The sequence below is a fragment of the Mesorhizobium sp. KR2-14 genome, assembly GCF_040049255.1.
GTDB lineage: Bacteria > Pseudomonadota > Alphaproteobacteria > Rhizobiales > Rhizobiaceae > Pseudaminobacter.
The window spans coordinates 386,098-405,292 of record NZ_JBDZDR010000004.1 but is presented as its reverse complement, the minus strand read 5'-3'; the positions used below and the strand labels follow the sequence as shown (position 1 = coordinate 405,292).

Here is a 19,195-nt window from a genome sequence, read left to right as displayed (position 1 = left end):
TCTGTTCCTAGCGTGGCCGCGCCGGCTGCGCGCGGCCGAATATCCAGAGAATGATGATCGCCCCGGCTATGGCGACCAGCAGATTGCCGAAGAAGCCGTAATAATGGACCTTGAGAAGGCCAGCCAGCGTGCCGCCGACAAACGAACCTGCGATGCCGACCAGGATGTTGGTGAGAAATCCGTGGTCGCGGTTCATGGTCTTCTCGGCGACATAGCCGGCGAGAAAGCCGATGACGAGCATGCCGAAAAAGCCGACTCCCGGCATGCTCATGATACCAACGCTTTGGTCCATCACAGTCTCCTGGCGACCGTTTGCCAAGACCATATAAGCCACCAGCTACCGAAACAACAGCCCGGCGGGGCGCCTGCGGCTATGCGTTCAACGCGCGGCCGTAGGCGTCGAGCACACTCTCCTTCATCATCTCCGAAAGGGTCGGATGCGGGAAGATCGTGTGCATCAGCTCTTCCTCGGTGGTTTCGAGGTTCATCGCCACCACAAAACCCTGGATCAGTTCGGTCACTTCCGCGCCGATCATGTGCGCGCCGAGAAGCTGGCCGGTCTTCTTGTCGAAGATGGTCTTGACGAAGCCCTGATCCTCGCCGAGCGCGATGGCCTTGCCATTGGCGCCGAACTGGAAGCGGCCGACGCGGATGTCGTAGCCGGCTTCCTTGGCCTTGGCTTCGGTCAGGCCGACCGAGGCGACTTGCGGGTTGCAATAGGTGCAGCCCGGAATCTTCAGCTTGTCCATTGGGTGGACGTTCGGCAGGCCGGCGATCTTCTCGACGCAGATCACGCCCTCATGCTCGGCCTTGTGGGCGAGCATGGGCGGGCCGGCAACGTCGCCGATTGCATAGATGCCCGGCACGTTGGTGCGGCCGTAGCCGTCGATGACGACGCAGCCGCGGTCGGTTTTCACGCCGAGCGCCTCCAGCCCGAGGTTCTCGATATTGCCCTGCACGCCGACGGCCGAGATCATTCGGTCGGCGGTGATCTTCTCGACCTTGCCGTCCTTGAGTTCGACATGGGCGGTGACGGAGTTCGCGCCCTTCTCGACCTTGGTCACCTTGGCCTCGAGAAGGATCTTCATGCCCTGCTTTTCGAACTGCTTCTTGGCGAAGGCCGAGACCTCCGCATCCTCGACTGGCATCACCGCCGGCATGACTTCGACCACGGTCACGTCGACGCCCATGGTGCGGTAGAAGCTGGCGAACTCAATGCCGATTGCGCCCGAGCCCATGACCAGCAACGACTTCGGCAGTTCCTGCGGGACCATGGCCTCGAAATAGGTCCAGATCAGCTTGCCGTCCGGCTCGATGCCGGGCAGCGCACGCGGGCGCGCGCCGGTCGCAAGGATGATGTGCTTGGCGGGGTAGGTGCCCTCACCCTTGACGTTCTTGGGCACCGGATGCTGCGGTTCCATCGGCTTCTTCGAAGACTTCGAGACGACGATCTCGCCCGGCTTCGACAGCTTCGCCTCACCCCAGATCACGTCGACCTTGTTCTTCTTCATCAGGAAGCCGACGCCGCCATTCAGACGCGCCGAAACGCCGCGCGAGCGATCCACCACAGCCTTGACGTCGGCGCTGACCGTGCCGTCGATCTTCAGGCCATAGTTCTTGGCGTGCTCGGCATAGTGCATGATCTCTGCCGAACGCAGCAGCGCCTTGGTGGGAATGCAGCCCCAGTTCAGGCAAATGCCGCCGAGATGCTCGCGCTCGACGATCGCCGTCTTGAAGCCGAGCTGGGCCGAGCGCACTGCCGTGACATAGCCGCCAGGTCCGGAACCGATGATGATCACGTCATAGTTTTCGGCCACAGTCATCTCCAAAGATCAAAGCGCAAGCATGACCCGCACCAGAGGCGCGAGCGCTTCGCCAATTTTGCGTGTGTTGGCGGCATCCAGATGCACGCCGTCGAGCGGCGTGGTTTCGGCAACGGAGCCTGCGTCGAAAAAGCCGCAGCCGGCATCATCGGCCAGCGCGGAATAGAGGCCCGCCAGCTTGGCCGACGCAACGTCGCCGCCGGCGAACATTTGCGCAAACTCCACATTCTCGGTGCCGCGGATCGGGGGCGGCGAAACCAGCAGGATCTGCGGCGCTTCCGCCTCCAGCGGATAGGCGTGGCCGCGCACGATCTTCACCAGCCGCCCCAAGCCGTGCTTCGCGGCAAGCGGATTGCCATGGACCCAGGGCTTCATGTCGTTGGAGCCGAGCATGATGATGATCAGGTCCAGCGGCGAATGCGTGCCGAGCAGCGTCGGCAGCATGCGCGCGCCGTTGCGATCCTCGCCGGCCGAGTGGTCGTCGAAAGCGGTGGTGCGGCCGTTCAAGCCTTCGGCTATGATCCGCACCTCGTCTCCCAGCGCCGCCTGGAGCACGCTCGGCCAACGGTCCTCCAGCGCATGGCGTGAAGGACCTTCGGCATTGTAACCCCAGGTCAGCGAGTCGCCGTAGCAGAGGACGGTTTTCACCGGGCCCGCTCCTAGACCAGCATGCCCATCGGGTTCTCGATGTGCCGCTTGAAGGCACCGAGCAGTTCGGCGCCCAGCGCGCCATCGACCGCGCGATGATCCGTCGACAGCGTCACCGACATCACGTTGGCGATCCTGATCTCGCCACTCTTCACCACCGCCCGCTCCTCGCCTGCGCCAATGGCCAGGATGGTCGCGTGCGGCGGGTTGATGACGGCGGAGAAATCCTTGACGCCGAACATGCCGAGATTGGAAACCGCCGTGGTGCCGCCCTGATACTCCTCGGGCTTCAGCTTGCGGTCGCGGGCTCGCGCGGCCAGGTCCTTCATCTCGTTGGAGATGGTGGACAGGCTCTTTCCCTCGGCCCGGCGCACGATGGGCGTGATCAGCCCGCCCGGGATCGAGACGGCGACGCCGACATCCGAGTGCTTGTGCTGGATCATGGCCGTATCTGTCCACGACACGTTGGCGGTCGGCACGTCGCGCAGCGCCAGCGCCATCGCCTTGATGATCAGGTCGTTGACCGACAGCTTGTAGGCCGGCACGTCGCCCTTTTCCGTCTTGCGCATCGGGGCTGCCGCGTTGAGCTGCGCACGAAGCGCCAGCAGCGCATCGAGTTCGCAGTCGAGTGTCAGGTAGAAATGCGGGATGGTGGTCTTGGCCTCAACCAGACGCCGCGCAATCACCTTCCGCATGTTGTCGTGCGGGATGAGCTCGTAGGAGCCCGCCTCGAACAGCTTTAGCACCTCGTCCGACATCGGCTTGGCGGCCGGAGCCGGAACGCCCGCGACCGGTGCGGCTGCCGGGGCAGCCTTGGCGACGCCACCGGCGATCGCCGCTTCCACATCGGCCTTCACCACGCGCCCATGCGGGCCGGTGCCAGTCAGCGCGGCAAGATCGACGCCGGCATCCTTGGCGATGCGACGTGCCAGCGGAGACGCAAAGAAGCGTGCCCCGGAGGACACTGCCGCACCGTTCGCAGCGGCGAGTTGAGCAGGCTGAGCGGCCGGCGCGGGCTGAGGCTTGGCTTCCTCGGCCTTTGCCGGGGCTGCCTTTGCCGCTTCGGGCTGTTGAGCAGCCGGCTTGGCGCCACTGTCAGCCTTGGCAGCGGCACCTGCATCTTCGCCCTCGCCCGCCAGAATGGCGATCACGGCATTGACCTTCACGCCTTCCGTGCCGGCCGGAACGACCAGTTTGGCAACGGTGCCTTCATCGACGGCTTCGACTTCCATCGTCGCCTTGTCGGTCTCGATCTCGGCGATCACGTCGCCGGGCGAAACCTTGTCGCCCTCCTTGACCAGCCACTTGGCGAGGTTGCCCTCTTCCATGGTCGGCGAAAGGGCGGGCATGGTGATGTTGATCGGCATTTTCCGCGCCCTCCCTCAGCCGCGATAGGTGACGGCCTTGACCGCCTCGACCACCTCGCCGACATTCGGCAATGCGAGCTTTTCGAGATTGGCGGCGTAAGGCATCGGCACGTCCTTGCCGGCAATGGTGATGACCGGCGCATCGAGATGGTCGAAGGCGCGCTGCGAGACCTGGTTGGCGATATAGTCGCCGACCGAGCTCTGCGGGAAGCCTTCCTCGACCACGACCAGACGATTGGTCTTCTTCACCGAAGCGATGATGGTGTCGAAGTCGAGCGGGCGAATGGTGCGCAGATCGATGATCTCGACATCGATGCCCATTTCGCGCAGCTCGGCCTCCGCCTTGACCGCATAGGTCATGCCTATGCCGAACGAGACGATGGTGGCGTCCTTGCCAGCCTTATGGATGCGCGCCTTGCCGATCGGCAGCACGAAATCGTCGAGCTTCGGCACGTCGAAGGACTGGCCGTAGAGGATTTCGTTCTCGAGGAAGATGACCGGGTTCGGATCGCGGATGGCAGCCTTGAGCAGGCCCTTCGCGTCGGCAGCCGTATAGGGCATCACCACCTTCAGGCCAGGGATGTGGCTGTACCAGGCCGCATAGCACTGCGAGTGCTGCGCGGCGACGCGGGCAGCTGCGCCATTCGGGCCACGGAAGACCATCGGCGCGCCCATCTGGCCGCCCGACATGTAGAGCGTCTTGGCCGCCGAGTTTACGATCTGGTCGATCGCCTGCATGGCGAAATTGAAGGTCATGAATTCGACGATCGGCTTCAGGCCGGCCATCGCCGCGCCCACGCCAACGCCGGCAAAGCCATGCTCGGTGATCGGGGTGTCGACGACGCGACGCGGGCCGAACTCCTGCAGAAGCCCCTGCGTGATCTTGTAGGCGCCCTGGTATTCGGCAACCTCTTCACCCATGACGAAAACGTCGGGATCGCGGCGCATCTCCTCGGCCATCGCATCGCGCAGCGCTTCGCGAACCGTCATCGTCACCATTTCGGTGCCGGCGGGAATATCGGGGTCTGCGGCCACTTCTACCTTCGGCGCGGCCGGAACCTTCTCCTCAGCCTTCGTTTCCTGGACGGCTTCGGACACCGGTTGAGGCGCGGCTTCCGGCGCGGCGGGCGCAGCCTTCGCCTTGCCGATATCGGCAGCGCTTTCGCCATCGCCCAACAGGACAGCTATCGGCGTATTGACCTTGACGCCCTCGGTGCCGGCAGGAACCAGGATTTTTCCGAGCGTGCCTTCGTCTACGGCTTCCACTTCCATGGTGGCCTTGTCGGTTTCGATTTCCGCAATCACGTCACCGGCGACGACTTTGTCGCCTTCGGTCTTGAGCCACTTCGCGAGGTTGCCCTCTTCCATGGTGGGCGAGAGCGCGGGCATGAGAATTTCGATCGGCATGTCTCTGCGCTCCCCTTACAGCGTGATGTCGGTGTAGAGCTCGGACGCATCCGGCTCGGGATCGGTCTGCGCGAACTCGGCGGAATCGGCGACGATGTCGCGGACTTCCTTGTCGATTGCCTTGAGCTCGTCCTCCGTCGCCCACTTCTTGTCAAACAGGCGCGCCTTGACCTGCTCGATCGGATCGTGCTCGGAGCGCATCTTCTGCACTTCCTCCTTGGTCCGATACTTTGCCGGGTCCGACATGGAGTGGCCGCGATAGCGGTAGGTCAGCATTTCAAGGATGATCGGGCCCTTGCCCGTGCGGCACCATTCGACTGCCAGATCGGCGGCGGAGTTCACCGCGCGCACATCCATGCCGTCGACCTGAATGCCGGGAATCTTGAACGACGCGCCGCGGTGCGAAAAATCGGTCTCGGCCGACGAACGGGTGACCGACGTGCCCATGGCGTAGCGGTTGTTCTCGATGATGTAGACCACGGGAAGCTTCCACAGCGAGGCCATGTTGAAGCTTTCATAGACCTGGCCCTGGTTGGCCGCGCCGTCACCGAAGTAGGTCAGCGCAACCCTGCCGTCGTCGCGATAGCGGTTGGCGAAGGCCAGGCCCGTGCCCAGCGACACCTGGGCGCCGACGATGCCATGGCCGCCATAGAAATTCTTCTCCTTGGAGAACATGTGCATGGAGCCACCCTTGCCCTTGGAGTAGCCTCCACGGCGACCGGTCAGCTCGGCCATCACGCCACGCGGCGACATGTCCATCGCAAGCATGTGGCCATGGTCGCGATAGGCGGTGATCATCTGGTCGCCTTCCCGCAGCGCCATCTGCATGCCGGTGACGACAGCTTCCTGGCCGATATAGAGGTGGCAGAAGCCACCGATGAAGCCCATGCCGTAAAGTTGGCCGGCCTTCTCTTCGAAGCGCCGAATCAACAGCATGTCGCGATAGGCCTTGAGTTCCTGATCCCGGGTGAACTCGGCGGGTTTCGGCGCCACGAGCGCGGAATTCGATTTGCCGTCCGCCCTCGATTTAGCGGACGCCTTCCTGGCGACAGAAGCCATGCATCACTCCCTGGTAATGTCTCTTTGCGGACATTGGAGAAGCCGAGCTTGTCGCCTCTCCGATCTGGATTGACGCTAGCACGCAATTCGCACTTTCGCCATGCGGAAAATGCATGGCAGGCATGCAACTAACTGCCTGCAATCATTGGGAATAATAGTGATTAACCGACTTTCGGTTAATCTACTCAATCCGAAGAGCGGATGATTGTCAGCTCATCCGCATGGGACAGATTCAACGCCTTGCGGGCCTGCTCGTCCAGCATGTCCTTTTCCAGGGTTCCATCATGCAACAGCTGAACCCGCCGCTCAAGCTCGATGCGCTTGGCACGCATGGCATCCAGCTGCGACTGCAGACCGGCCGCCTGCGCCTTGAGCTGATACTTGGAATAGATGCCCAGCTCGCCGTGGTAGGCGTGAAAGCCGAAATAGGAAAGGAAGAGCACTGCCAGGCCAGGCACGATGAGCCGGCCGGTTTTTCTTTCTTTGTGCTGACGTGTCCACATGGCGCAAATCCCTGACGCTTCCTTGTGGACCAATCATGCTTAATGTCCGGTTACGACGGCGACGATTGGAGCGCCGGAGCGGCATCGTCCGAAACCGATCCGGCGATGAAAAAGGGCGGGGTTGCCCCCGCCCTTGAATCAGGATTGCGCTGGAAAAGCAGCGCGGCTCAGCCCTTGAGAATCGAGCGGCCGGCGTAGCGCGCCTGCTTGCCCAGTTCCTGCTCGATGCGGATGAGCTGGTTGTATTTCGCGAGCCGATCCGAACGGGCGAGCGAGCCGGTCTTGATCTGCCCGCAATTGGTCGCCACCGCGAGGTCGGCGATGGTGTAGTCCTCGGTCTCGCCAGAGCGGTGCGACATGACGGAGGTGTAGCCCGCGCGGTGAGCGGTCTCCACCGCATCCAGGGTCTCCGTGAGCGAGCCGATCTGGTTGACCTTGACCAGGATGGAGTTGGCCACGCCCATGCGGATGCCGTCGCGCAGGCGCGCGGTGTTGGTAACGAAGAGGTCGTCGCCGACCAGCTGCACCTTGTCGCCGGCGAGGTCGGTCAGCATCTTCCAGCCTTCCCAATCGTCCTCGGCCATGCCGTCCTCGATCGAGATGATTGGGTAGTCCGCAGCAAGCTTGGCCAGATACTTGGCCTGGGTCTTGGGGTCGCGGGTCTTCCGCTCGCCATCGTAGACGTAGTTGCCGCCCTTGAAGAACTCGGTCGCCGCGCAGTCGAGGGCGATTGCCACGTCGTCGCCCGGCTTGTAGCCGGCCTGCTCGATCGACTCCATGATGAAGTCGAGGGCCGCCTGGGCGCTCTTGAGGTTCGGCGCGAAGCCGCCCTCATCGCCGACATTGGTGTTGTGACCGGCGTCCTTGAGGCGCTTCTTCAGCGTGTGGAAGATTTCCGAGCCCCAGCGCACGGCATCGCGCAACGACGACGCGCCGATCGGCATGATCATGAATTCCTGGAAATCGATCGGGTTGTCGGCATGGGCGCCGCCATTGATGATGTTCATCATCGGCACCGGCAGCACGCGGGCGTTGGGGCCGCCGAGATAACGGTAAAGCGGCAAGTTGGAGGCCACGGCCGCGGCCTTGGCGACAGCGAGCGAAACACCGAGGATGGCGTTGGCGCCCAGGCGGCTCTTGTTGGCGGTGCCGTCGAGATCGATCATGGTCTGGTCGATCTCGGCCTGGTGCTCGGCTTCCATGCCGCCGAGGGCCTCGAAAATCTCGCCGTTGACGGCCTCAACCGCACGCTCCACGCCCTTGCCGAGATAGCGCGGCCCGCCGTCGCGCAATTCCACAGCCTCATGCGCGCCGGTCGAGGCGCCCGAAGGCACGGCTGCGCGGCCCATCGAGCCGTCTTCCAGCACCACGTCCACTTCCACGGTGGGGTTGCCGCGGCTGTCGAGAATTTCGCGGCCGATGATGTCGATGATGGCGGTCATTGAAGGGTCCCTCGGATGTGGCGGAAATATTCGTGCCTCTTAGCGAAAGCCGGGAAAAAGGCAATCTAGTACGCCCCGGCAAAGCCGGAATGCACCGCTCATTTGCCCTTGGCCACCCGGTCGAACGCCATCAGCCTTTCGAGCAATGCCGGCATGTCTTTCAGGGGCACCATGTTGGGGCCGTCGGAGGGGGCGTTGTCGGGGTCCTGGTGCGTTTCGATGAAAACGCCGGCGACGCCCACGGCCACGGCCGCCCGCGCCAGAGTCTCGACGAAGCGCCGCTCGCCGCCCGAAGAGCCGCCCTGCCCGCCCGGCTGCTGCACCGAGTGGGTGGCGTCGAAGATCACCGGCGCGCCCATCTCGGCCATGATCGGCAAAGAGCGCATGTCCGAGACCAGCGTGTTGTAGCCGAAGGAAGCGCCGCGCTCGGTGACCATCACATTGGCATTGCCCGAGCCGACGACCTTGGCCACCACGTTCTTCATGTCCCAGGGCGCGAGGAACTGGCCCTTCTTCACATTGACCACCTTGCCGGTTTTGGCGGCGGCGACGAGAAGGTCGGTCTGGCGGCTGAGGAAGGCGGGGATCTGCAGGATGTCCACCGACGGCGCGACGAGGGCGCACTGCTCCTCGGTGTGCACGTCGGTCAGCACCGGCAGGCCGAACTCCTTGCGGATGTCCTCGAAGACTGGCAATGCCGCATCGAGCCCGGCACCGCGCTTGCCCGACAGCGACGTGCGGTTGGCCTTGTCGAAGCTGGACTTGTAGACGAGCCCGATGCCCAGCCGCTCGGTGATCTCCTTCAGCGCGCCGACCATGTCGAAGGCATGCTGGCGGGACTCGAGCTGGCAAGGCCCGGCGATCAGCGCCAGCGGCGCGCTGTTGCCGAAGATTGCCTTGCCCACGGTGACTGACGAATTCGGCGCGTTCATGAAAGCTCCTCGAAAGCGAAAATAGCGCCCTGCCCGGCCGCTGGCGGCACTACCAGCCGGCTGCCGCGCTGTTGGTAGCCGACGCCGCCGGCATCGAAATGGGCCTTGGCCTGGCTGAGGCTGGCGACGCCAAACACGATTGCCGCAAGCCGCAGCGGCGAGCCGGACGGCGCATCCAGCCCGAACTCGATGCTGAAGCCGGCCGCGTCCGCGATCGCGATCGCGGCATTGGGCAGGCAGACTTCGATCCGGCCGGCTGCGGGCGACGTAACCGGAGCACCAGTGACGGCCTCGAAGAATTGCCTGTGGCCGGCGGGGTCTTCGGCGCAGCCCACAACGGCCGTGATACGCCGCGCGCCGTTGGTGTGGGCCTGAAGCGCGGAGCGGTCGACCTTGGGCGCGTTCGCGCGCTCGCAGGTAAAAAAGAAGGTGTCCGGCACCGCAGTCTCGGCGGCAAAAGCCAGCCGGAAGGAGGCGGTGTCTTCCTTGCCGGAGGCGTCGACGAAGGGCCGCGAGAAATCGAGCCGGGGACCTGCCGACACGCCGGCGCGCACGAATGCGTCATGGTCGGCATCGGCGTTGCGCGTGGCGAATACCACCGCCGAAAGCCCTTCCGCACCATTGCGCTCACGAAATGCCTGGTCGCGCGCGACGAACACGTTGTTGGCCGCCACCGCCTCGGCAGCCTTGGCCGGATCTCCTACCACCAAGGGTTCGAGAAATGTGCCGTCGGCCAGATAGATGCAGGCGTTCTCGGTGCCAAACGGATGCACGCCTATGGGTGCGACGGTGAAGCCGAGCGCCTCAAGCCGGATGCGCGCCGTGTCGAGCGCCGCGGTCGGCAGCACGAGGTGGTCGAGTTCGCGAGGACTGGCGGTGGTGCTCATCGTGCTGCCATGTGCCCGAATTTTCGCGCGCGTTCAAGCGCCGGCGCGCTCCATCGTCGCCACGCCCGCTTTCGCGTCTGGCCGTTGAACCTGATAAGACGGGCGGTCATCGGACGCGCTCGTCTGAGTAAATCTGCGGCCCTCTTTCTGCACCGCAGCGGCAGCTTTGGCCGACCAGCATGGGTCCCCGGAACCTCCGCACTCGCTACGCTCGTGCTCCGGCCCGAGGATGACGGAAGTGGGGCGGCCGACGCCAATCGCCAGCGTCGAGGGCTACTGGGCACAATCAATCTCAACTTGTTGAAGGTTCCTGCAGATTGTCGAAGGTTGTTGGACACGACGTTGAAGGTATGCCGCAGCCTTTCTTCCGTCGTCCTCGGGCCGGAGCATGAGCGAAGCGAGATGCGGAGGTTCCGGGGCCCCGGGGCTCGGACTCTCAACCGGCAGTCCGATGCAGATGCGGTCGGCGGCGGCCTTTCCGGCCGTCCTGCCGATCGCCAGTCCTACACCAGCTCCACCTCGACCACGCCGGGCACCGCGCGCATGGCGGAGGCGATCTGCGGGGATATGCGATAGCGATTGGGAAGCTCGATCTCGACCTCGCCCTGGGCGTTGTCCTTGATCACGACAAAACTCACCTGCCCCTCGCCCTTCGTGGTGAGCTGGTTGGCCAGCATGTTGAGCGGCGAGACATCGCGCAGATACACGCGCAGCGCCTTCTGCACGCGGCTGGCCTCGTCCTCCAGCGAATGCGCGGTCTGGATGCGCAGGTTGACGCCTTCGGGCCGGTTCTCTGCCGCGACGGTGATGACGACCGATTTGCCGGGCTCGAGCAGGTCGCGATATTGCGCCAACGCCTCGGAGAACAGCACCGCCTCGTACTGGCCCGAAGTATCGGAGAACATCACCACGCCCATCTTGTTGCCGGTGCGGGTCTTGCGCTCCTGCTTGGAGGTGACGGTGCCGGCCAGACGCCCGGCGGTGGCGCCACGCTTCACGGCAGCGGAAAATTCGGTCCAGGTCTGGACACGCATCTTCCCGAGCACCGCCTTGTATTCGTCAAGCGGGTGGGCGGAGAGATAGAACCCCACGACCTGGAACTCGCGGTGCAGCCGGTCTGCAGGCAGCCACGGCTCGGCGGCGGGCAGATGCAGCTGTTTCTGGCGGCTGGGCGAAGCCGCGCCGAACATGTCGGTTATGCCGGCGGCTGCATCGGCCTGTGAGCGCGAGGCAAGGCCCATCATGCGCTCCACCCCCGCCATCAGCGAAGCACGGTCGTGGCCGAAGCAATCCAGCGCGCCGGCATTGATCAGGCTTTCGAAGACGCGTTTGCCGACGATCTTGGGATCGATGCGCTCGCAAAAATCCTCCAGATCCTCGAAGGGCTTTTCGGCGCGCTTGGCCACGATGTGATCGACCGCCGCCTCGCCCACGCCCTTGATGGCGGCGAGCGCATAAAAGATGCGGTTCTCGCCGACCTCGAAGGGCCTGTATGAGGTCCTGACCGAAGGCGGCACCACGTCGATGCCCAGTCGCAACGCATCCTGCCGGAAGTCTGACAGCTTGTCGGTGTTGGACATATCGTAGGTCATCGACGCGGCGAGGAACTCGACCGGGTAATGCGCCTTCAGATAGGCCGTCTGGTAGGAGACGATGGCGTAGGCGGCGGCGTGCGACTTGTTGAAGCCGTAGTCTGCGAACTTTGCCAGCAGGTCGAAGATGAAATCGGACTGCTGCTTGCTGACGCCCTTTTCCACCGCGCCCGAGACAAAGCGCTCGCGCTGCTTGTCCATCTCGGCGCGGATCTTCTTGCCCATGGCGCGGCGCAGAAGGTCGGCTTCGCCGAGCGAGTAGCCGGCCAGCTCCTGTGCAATCTGCATGACCTGCTCCTGGTAGACGATGACGCCCTGCGTCTCCTTCACCAGATGGTCGATCATGGGGTGGATGGAGGCGATCTCCTCCTCGCCGTGCTTGCGGGCGTTGTAGATGGGAATGTTTTCCATCGGGCCCGGGCGGTAGAGCGCCACCAGCGCGATGATGTCCTCGATGCAGTCGGGCTTCATGCCGATCAGCGCCTTGCGCATGCCGGCACTTTCAACCTGGAAGATGCCGACTGTTTCGCCGCGCGACAGCATGGCATAGGTCTTGGGATCGTCGAGCGGGATCTGGGCAAGATCGATATCAACGCCGCGCCGGCTGATGAGCTTGACGGCCGTCTGCAGCACGGAAAGCGTCTTCAGGCCGAGGAAGTCGAACTTTACCAGCCCCGCCTGCTCGACATATTTCATATTGAACTGGGTGACCGGCATATCCGAGCGCGGATCGCGGTACATCGGCACCAGTTCCGACAACGGACGGTCGCCGATCACGATGCCGGCGGCGTGGGTGGAGGCGTGGCGGTAGAGGCCCTCCAGCTTCTGCGCCATGTCGAGCAGCGTCTGAACGATGGGCTCGCGCTCGGCCTCTTCCGCAAAGCGCGGCTCGCCCTCGATGGCCTGAGCAAGCGTGACTGGATTGGCGGGATTGGCCGGCACCATCTTGCACAGCCGGTCGACCTGGCCATAGGGCATTTGTAGCACGCGACCTACGTCGCGCAGCACCGCGCGCGCCTGCAGCGTACCGAAGGTGATGATCTGGCCGACCTGGTCGCGGCCATATTTGGCCTGCACGTAGCGGATCACCTCTTCGCGCCGGTCCTGGCAGAAGTCGATGTCGAAGTCGGGCATCGAGACGCGGTCGGGGTTGAGGAAGCGCTCGAACAGCAGCGAGAAACGCAGCGGGTCGACGTCGGTGATGGTGAGCGCATAGGCGACCAGCGAGCCCGCGCCCGATCCGCGGCCCGGCCCCACCGGAATGCCCTGCGCCTTGGCCCATTTGATGAAGTCCGAGACGATGAGAAAGTAGCCCGGGAACTTCATGCGCTGGATGATGCCGATCTCGAACTCCAGGCGTTCGCGATACTGCTCCTCGGTGAAGCCGGGGTGGATGCCGCGCGTGGCGATGCGGTTGGCAAGGCCTTCGCGGGCCTGACGCGCCAGTTCCTCGGACTCCGCCCTTTCGGCGGCTTCGGCATCAGCCACATCGGCACCGGCGAAGCGCGGCAGGATCGGTTTCCGTGTCTGCGTATAGTACGAGCAGCGCCGGGCGATCTCGATCGTGTTGTCGATCGCTTCGGGCAGATCGGCAAAGAGCTGCGACATCTCCTTCTGGGATTTCAGGAAATTGTCAGGCGTCAGCCGCCGGCGGTTGTCCTCGGCGACAACCGAGCCCTCGGCAATGGCGATCAGCGCGTCATGCGCCTCATAGTCGCCGCGCGCCGGGAAGAAGGCCTCGTTGGTGGCCACAAGCGGTAGCCGGTGGCGGTAGGCGAGATCGATGGTCGCGGCTTCCACCGCGCGGTCGTAGCCGCCAAGACGCTCCAGCTCGACATAGAGCCGGTCACCGAACATTGCGTGCAAGGCCAGCAGCCGGCTTTCCGCGAGTTCGGCGTGCCCGCTCTTGAGGGCGGTGCCAATCGGCCCGCGCGGCCCACCGGAGAGGCAGATGATGCCTTCGGACAGATTGCCGACCCATTCGAGCTTGGCGTGCACAGGCTCGCCCGACGGCGTTTCCAGATAGGCGCGGCTGACGATGCGGACCAGATTGGCATAGCCGGCTTCGGTCGCGGCGATCAGAACCACCGAATGGAGTTCCACGCCCTGCTTGCGGACGGGGCTGGCATCGGTGCCGTCACTGAAATCGACGGAGAGCAGGCAGCCCACCAGCGGTTGCACGCCGTCCTTGGTGGCCTTCTGGGCAAACTCCAGGGCGCCGAAAAGATTGTTGGTGTCGGTGACGGCGATGGCCGGCGCTTCGTCCTTCACCGCATGACCGACGATCTTGCCGACCGGCAGCGCGCCTTCCAGCAGCGAATAGGCCGAGTGGACGCGCAGGTGGACGAAGGCGCGCGTCGGCGTTTCGGGCGCCTTGGGCGCTGCATTGGCTCGCGCTGAAAGAGCACTACGCAGGATAGGGTCGCGCGGCGGTCGGTCGCTGGTCATCGGCATTTCGTTTCGAGAGTCGGATCAGGCCATTGTCTCGAATGAGAGTGGCCGGGTCCAGTCCGAATAGGTAACCATCACAGGAAGGCGGCGCAACGTGGCGTTCGTCGCGCCGGTCGGGCCCGTCAGACGGCGCGCTTCATGCGAACTCCATGATCACCGCGTCCACGGCCAGGCTGTCGCCCGGCTGGGCGATGATTTTCTCAACAGTAAGGTCGCGCTCGGCGCGGAGCACGTTTTCCATCTTCATCGCCTCGACCACGGCCAGCGTCTCGCCGGCCTTGACCTCCTGCCCTTCGGCAACCGCGATCGACACGACGAGGCCCGGCATCGGACACAGCAGCAGCTTCGACGTGTCGGGCGCAACCTTGGCCGGCATCAGCTTGTCGAGCGCGGCCGTGCGCGGCAGCATGGTGCGCGCGGACGCCGAAAGCCCGCGCCAGGCAATGCGGACGCCGTTGTTGATCGGCCGGATCTGAGCTGCCACCGTATGGCCGCCAACCGTTCCGCGCCACACCGGCTCGCCTGGGCGCCAGTCGGAAATGACCGTCAGCAGCTTGCCTCCGGCGACGGAGAGGTCGATTTCCATGGGGATCGATACCATGCCCTCGCCGATCGATACGGGGATGTATTCGTCATCCAGGCGCACCACCCAGTCCGGCTTCAGCACGCCCGAATGCGGCGCCAGCCGCCCGGTCAGCCGGTCGAGACGGTCGCGGCGCAACAGTTCGACCGCCGTTGCGACGGCAGCCAGCACCGCCTTTTCATTGTCGTCCGGCTTCATCGGCGCAAAGCCGTCGGGATATTCCTCGGCAATGAAGCCGGTGGAGAGACGGCCCTCGCGCCAGCGTGGATGCTGCATCAGCGCCGAGAGGAACGGAATGTTGTGCTCGATGCCGTCGACCACGAACTCGTCCAGCGCCTCCGACATGGCGTCGATCGCCTCCAGCCGGGTCGGCGCCCAGGTGCAGAGTTTTGCGATCATCGGATCGTAGAACATCGAAATCTCGGAGCCTTCCGTTACCCCAGTGTCGTTGCGGATGACGATGTCACCGAATGTTCCTTCCTCCGGAGGCCGGTAACGGGTGAGCCGGCCGATGGAAGGCAGGAAGTTGCGATAGGGATCTTCGGCGTAGAGCCGGCTTTCCACCGCCCAGCCGTTCAGCCGCACAACTTCCTGGCGGATTGCCAGCTTCTCACCGGCCGCGATGCGGATCATCTGCTCGACCAGGTCGACGCCAGTGACGAGTTCGGTCACCGGATGCTCCACCTGCAGGCGGGTGTTCATTTCTAGGAAGTAGAAATTGCGATCGCGGTCGACGATGAATTCCACCGTGCCGGCGCTCTGGTAGTCCACCGCCTTCGACAGCGCGACCGCCTGTTCGCCCATGGCATGCCGCGTCTTTTCATCAAGGAAAGGCGACGGCGCCTCCTCGACAACCTTCTGGTTGCGGCGCTGGATCGAGCATTCGCGCTCGCCGAGATAGATGGCGTTGCCATATGCGTCGGCCAGCACCTGAATCTCGATGTGACGCGGTTCGACGATGAATTTCTCGATGAAGACGCGGTCGTCGCCGAAGGAGCTTTTTGCTTCGGAGCGGGCGCGCTCAAAACCGTCGCGCACTTCGGCCCTGTCCCAGGCGACGCGCATGCCCTTGCCGCCGCCGCCGGCGGACGCCTTGATCATCACCGGATAGCCGATCTCACCGGCGATCCGCTCTGCATGGTCGGCATCCTCGATCACGCCCAGATAGCCCGGCACGGTGCTGACCCGGGCATGGTTGGCGAATTTTTTCGACTCGATCTTGTCGCCCATGGCGCGGATGGCCTTGGACTTCGGGCCGATGAAGATGATCCCTTCGCTTTCCAAGGTTTCGCAGAACGACGCCCGCTCTGAAAGGAAGCCGTAGCCGGGATGCACGGCTTCGGCCCCCGTCGCCTTGCACGCCTCGATGATCTTTTCTGGCAGCAGATAGCTTTGCGCCGCTGCGGCAGGGCCGATATGCACCGCCTCGTCGGCCATCTCGACATGCACCGCGTCGCGGTCGGCATCGGAATAGACGGCGACCGTGGCAATGCCCATGCGGCGAGCGGTCTTGATGATGCGGCAGGCGATCTCGCCTCGATTGGCGATCAATATCTTCTTGAACATGCAGACGTCTTTCCCCTGACGAGCCTCCAGTTCTATGGGCTATCCCGCCACGCCTCAAGTGCCGGAATGACGAGCGCAGCCGCGCGGACGTTGCCCTCAAAAATGCTTGTCGCGCTCGAAGGGGCCGAAACGGATGCCGGAGGTGACAAGATAGGCCGCCGTCCAGCCCATGATAAGGAAGCCCGTGACACCTTCCATCGAGGTGAGCAGCCGCCATTCCCTGGCCGGTGCGACGTCGTTGAATCCGATGGTCGCGAAGGCCGAGGTGGAGAAATAGAACGCTTCTTCGAAGTGCTTGAACGCGCCCAGGGCCAGCAAGCCGCCAGCCCAAAGCGCGATTTCGACGCTGACGAGCAGAAAGAGGCCGAGCGCCAGCACCGCCATGGCGAAGACTTTTTCGCCCTGTTTGCCGTCGATGAGCGGGTGGGCGAGGAGATAGGCGATCACATGGGTAAGGCCGATCAAGCCGGCAGCATGGACAAGGAAGGTCAGAACCTCGAAAATCGTAGCGAGGAGCAGATTGGCTACCATTCTGGAGCTTATAATGTAGATGGTGGCTCTGCTATGGCAAAAAGCGGGTATTTCGCTTAGCCATTGCCGGGGGCCGAAAGACCCGCCGAAGAGATTCTGACACCATTCCATACCCTGGAGGACTTGCCTGATGAAAACCCGTGCCGCCGTGGCCGTTGCCGCCGGAAAGCCGCTGGAGATCATGGAAGTCGATCTCGAGGGACCGCGCGAAGGCGAGGTTCTGGTCGAGATCAAGGCGACCGGCATTTGCCACACCGACGAGTTCACCCTGTCGGGCGCCGACCCGGAAGGCATCTTCCCGGCCATCCTCGGCCATGAGGGCGCGGGCGTCGTCGTCGACGTCGGCAAGGGCGTGACCTCGCTTAAGAAGGGCGACCACGTCATCCCGCTCTACACGCCCGAATGCCGCTCCTGCCCGTCCTGCCTCAGCCGCAAGACCAACCTGTGCACGGCCATCCGCTCGACGCAGGGCCAGGGCCTGATGCCCGACGGCACCAGCCGCTTCTCCATCGGCAAGGACAAGATCTTCCACTACATGGGCTGCTCGACCTTCTCGAACTTCACCGTTCTGCCCGAGATCGCGCTGGCCAAGGTCAATCCCGACGCGCCCTTCGACAAGATCTGCTACATCGGCTGCGGCGTCACCACCGGCATCGGCGCGGTCATCAACACCGCCAAGGTGGAGATCGGCGCGACCGCGATCGTGTTCGGCCTGGGCGGCATCGGCCTCAACGTCATCCAAGGCCTGCGCCTGGCCGGCGCCGACATGATCATCGGCGTCGATCTCAACAACGAGAAGAAGGAATGGGGCGAGCGCTTCGGCATGACGCATTTCGTCAACCCGACCGAGGTCGATGGCGATATCGTGCCCTATCTGGTCAACATGACCAAGCGCGGGGCCGACCAAATCGGCGGCGCCGACTACACCTTCGACTGCACCGGCAACGTGAAGGTGATGCGCCAGGCGCTGGAATCTGCGCATCGCGGCTGGGGCGAATCGATCATCATCGGCGTCGCCGGCGCCGGCCAGGAAATCTCGACCCGTCCGTTCCAGCTGGTCACCGGACGCACCTGGAAGGGCACCGCCTTCGGCGGCGCGCGCGGCCGCACCGACGTGCCGAAGATCGTCGACTGGTACATGGAGGGCAAGATCCAGATCGACCCGATGATCACCCACACCATGCCGCTGGAAGACATCAACAAGGGCTTTGACCTGATGAACCAGGGCAAGTCCATCCGCTCGGTCGTGCTGTACTGAGCCGAGAAAACCCATGCCGGACCCGATCATCTATGTCGATGCTGACGCCTGCCCGGTGAAGGCCGAGGCAGAGAAGGTCGCGGACCGGCTGGGGCTTGTGGTCACCTTCGTGTCCAACGGGGGCCTGCGCCCTTCCCGCGACCCGATGGTGCGCCACGTCGTGGTTTCCAAGAGCGCGGATGCGGCCGATGACTGGATCGTCGAGCATGCGCGCCCGAACGACATCGTCGTGACGGCCGACATTCCGCTGGCCGCACGCACCGTGGCGCTGGGCGCGCATGTGCTGGGGGTGACCGGAAAGCCCTTCACGCCCGAAACGATCGGCATGGCGGTGGCCATGCGCGACCTGAAGCAACATCTGCGCGAAACCGGCGAGAGCAAGGGCTATAACGCATCCTTCACGCCACAGGATCGCTCCCGCTTCCTGGGGGCGCTCGACCAGACGGCTCGGCGCGCGCTTCAGACTGCCCGCACCGCGGAGGGATGAAATGAAGCCTTTCGGCCGGCATGTCATTTTCCTGATGAGCGCCGCGGCCGGTGTGGTAGCCTTGGTCGTCGCCATGCTGCTGCAGCACCCGCTGTCCTATTCGATCGGCGCGAATGTCTATTTCATCGCCTACATCGCCTTGGTGTTGCGGCAGATGCCGCGCCTGACGCCTGACTTCCTGAGTCGCCGCGCGCAGGAAGCAGACGAACCGGTCTGGATCATCTTCCTGGTGACCTTTGCAGTGGTGTGCGTGGCGGTCGGCTCGCTCTTCGTGCTGATGAACGCGAAGCAGATTCCGCACCCATTTTGGCTCGCATTTTCCATGCTTTCGCTGCCGCTCGGCTGGTTCACGATCCACACGATGGCCAGCCTGCACTACGCCAATCTTTACTGGAAGGGTGACAAGGACACGGACGCGAGCGACAGGCGCAGCAGGAGACCGGTCGGCGGCCTTGAGTTCCCCGGCACCGAGCGCCCTTGCGGCTGGGACTTTCTGTACTTCTCGGTCGTGATCGGCATGACCGCGCAGACCGCCGACACCGGTATCACCAGAACGACCATGCGCGCCACCGCGATGGTTCATTCGATCATCTCGTTCTTCTACAACACGGTGATCGTCGCCGCCGCGGTGAACCTGGTGGTTTCGCTGGCGAGCTGAC

16 protein-coding genes are annotated in these 19,195 nt (G+C 63.9%); 3 read left to right on the top strand and 13 right to left on the bottom strand.

All coding sequences use genetic code 11. The features are described from left to right. Positions 1-7 precede the first annotated feature (7 nt). The 13 genes from ABLE86_RS14110 to ABLE86_RS14050 all read right to left on the bottom strand — a co-directional run bounded on the left by ABLE86_RS14110 (position 8) and on the right by ABLE86_RS14050 (position 16,791). The gene (locus ABLE86_RS14110) at positions 8-292 is read right to left on the bottom strand and encodes a GlsB/YeaQ/YmgE family stress response membrane protein (RefSeq protein ID WP_348779582.1); all 285 of its coding nucleotides are present in this window, start codon (positions 290-292) and stop codon (positions 8-10) included. Between the two features lie 79 nt (positions 293-371). Then, on the bottom strand, positions 372-1,817 hold the full coding sequence (gene lpdA / locus ABLE86_RS14105; RefSeq protein WP_348779581.1) for a dihydrolipoyl dehydrogenase: 1,446 nt from the start codon (positions 1,815-1,817) through the stop codon (positions 372-374). Positions 1,818-1,832: 15 nt separating this feature from the next. After that, complete coding sequence (locus ABLE86_RS14100; protein ID WP_348779580.1) at positions 1,833-2,471, bottom strand: SGNH/GDSL hydrolase family protein; 639 nt, start codon at positions 2,469-2,471, stop codon at positions 1,833-1,835. An 11-nt stretch (positions 2,472-2,482) separates the two neighbouring features. Continuing rightward, complete coding sequence (locus tag ABLE86_RS14095; RefSeq protein WP_348779579.1) at positions 2,483-3,838, bottom strand: pyruvate dehydrogenase complex dihydrolipoamide acetyltransferase; 1,356 nt, start codon at positions 3,836-3,838, stop codon at positions 2,483-2,485. A 15-nt stretch (positions 3,839-3,853) separates the two neighbouring features. Beyond that, positions 3,854-5,245 (bottom strand): pyruvate dehydrogenase complex E1 component subunit beta, encoded by a 1,392-nt coding sequence (locus ABLE86_RS14090; RefSeq protein WP_348779578.1) that lies wholly within the window; start codon positions 5,243-5,245, stop codon positions 3,854-3,856. A 15-nt stretch (positions 5,246-5,260) separates the two neighbouring features. Further along, positions 5,261-6,304, bottom strand: a complete 1,044-nt coding sequence (pdhA, locus tag ABLE86_RS14085; protein ID WP_348779577.1) for a pyruvate dehydrogenase (acetyl-transferring) E1 component subunit alpha — start codon at positions 6,302-6,304, stop codon at positions 5,261-5,263. Between the two features lie 185 nt (positions 6,305-6,489). Then, positions 6,490-6,807, bottom strand: coding sequence for a septum formation initiator family protein (locus ABLE86_RS14080; RefSeq protein ID WP_348779576.1), 318 nt, complete (start codon positions 6,805-6,807; stop codon positions 6,490-6,492). A gap of 167 nt (positions 6,808-6,974) precedes the next feature. Continuing rightward, positions 6,975-8,249, bottom strand: coding sequence for a phosphopyruvate hydratase (gene eno, locus ABLE86_RS14075; protein WP_348779575.1), 1,275 nt, complete (start codon positions 8,247-8,249; stop codon positions 6,975-6,977). Between the two features lie 98 nt (positions 8,250-8,347). Then, positions 8,348-9,181, bottom strand: a complete 834-nt coding sequence (gene kdsA / locus ABLE86_RS14070; RefSeq protein ID WP_348779574.1) for a 3-deoxy-8-phosphooctulonate synthase — start codon at positions 9,179-9,181, stop codon at positions 8,348-8,350. Next, positions 9,178-10,068 carry a VOC family protein gene (locus ABLE86_RS14065; RefSeq protein WP_348779573.1) on the bottom strand — a complete coding sequence of 297 codons (891 nt, stop codon included), beginning with the start codon at positions 10,066-10,068 and terminating at the stop codon, positions 9,178-9,180. The genes kdsA and ABLE86_RS14065 overlap by 4 nt, the downstream gene beginning before the upstream one ends. A gap of 503 nt (positions 10,069-10,571) precedes the next feature. Next, a complete protein-coding gene (dnaE, locus tag ABLE86_RS14060; RefSeq protein ID WP_348779572.1) occupies positions 10,572-14,108 on the bottom strand; it encodes a DNA polymerase III subunit alpha in 3,537 nt (1,178 codons plus the stop codon). A gap of 139 nt (positions 14,109-14,247) precedes the next feature. Next, a complete protein-coding gene (locus ABLE86_RS14055) occupies positions 14,248-16,260 on the bottom strand; it encodes an acetyl/propionyl/methylcrotonyl-CoA carboxylase subunit alpha (RefSeq protein ID WP_348779571.1) in 2,013 nt (670 codons plus the stop codon). 96 nt (positions 16,261-16,356) lie between these two features. Then, on the bottom strand, positions 16,357-16,791 hold the full coding sequence (locus ABLE86_RS14050) for an ion channel (protein WP_348779570.1): 435 nt from the start codon (positions 16,789-16,791) through the stop codon (positions 16,357-16,359). Between the two features lie 130 nt (positions 16,792-16,921). Between ABLE86_RS14050 and ABLE86_RS14045 the strand changes: the two genes are divergently transcribed. From ABLE86_RS14045 to ABLE86_RS14035, 3 genes are read left to right on the top strand one after another with little or no spacing between them, the layout of a single operon-like run. Beyond that, positions 16,922-18,049 (top strand): S-(hydroxymethyl)glutathione dehydrogenase/class III alcohol dehydrogenase, encoded by a 1,128-nt coding sequence (locus tag ABLE86_RS14045; protein WP_348779569.1) that lies wholly within the window; start codon positions 16,922-16,924, stop codon positions 18,047-18,049. A 13-nt stretch (positions 18,050-18,062) separates the two neighbouring features. Then, positions 18,063-18,536 carry a YaiI/YqxD family protein gene (locus tag ABLE86_RS14040; RefSeq protein ID WP_348779568.1) on the top strand — a complete coding sequence of 158 codons (474 nt, stop codon included), beginning with the start codon at positions 18,063-18,065 and terminating at the stop codon, positions 18,534-18,536. Position 18,537: 1 nt separating this feature from the next. Next, positions 18,538-19,194, top strand: a complete 657-nt coding sequence (locus ABLE86_RS14035; RefSeq protein ID WP_348779567.1) for a DUF1345 domain-containing protein — start codon at positions 18,538-18,540, stop codon at positions 19,192-19,194. The last annotated feature ends 1 nt before the right edge of the window (position 19,195 follow it).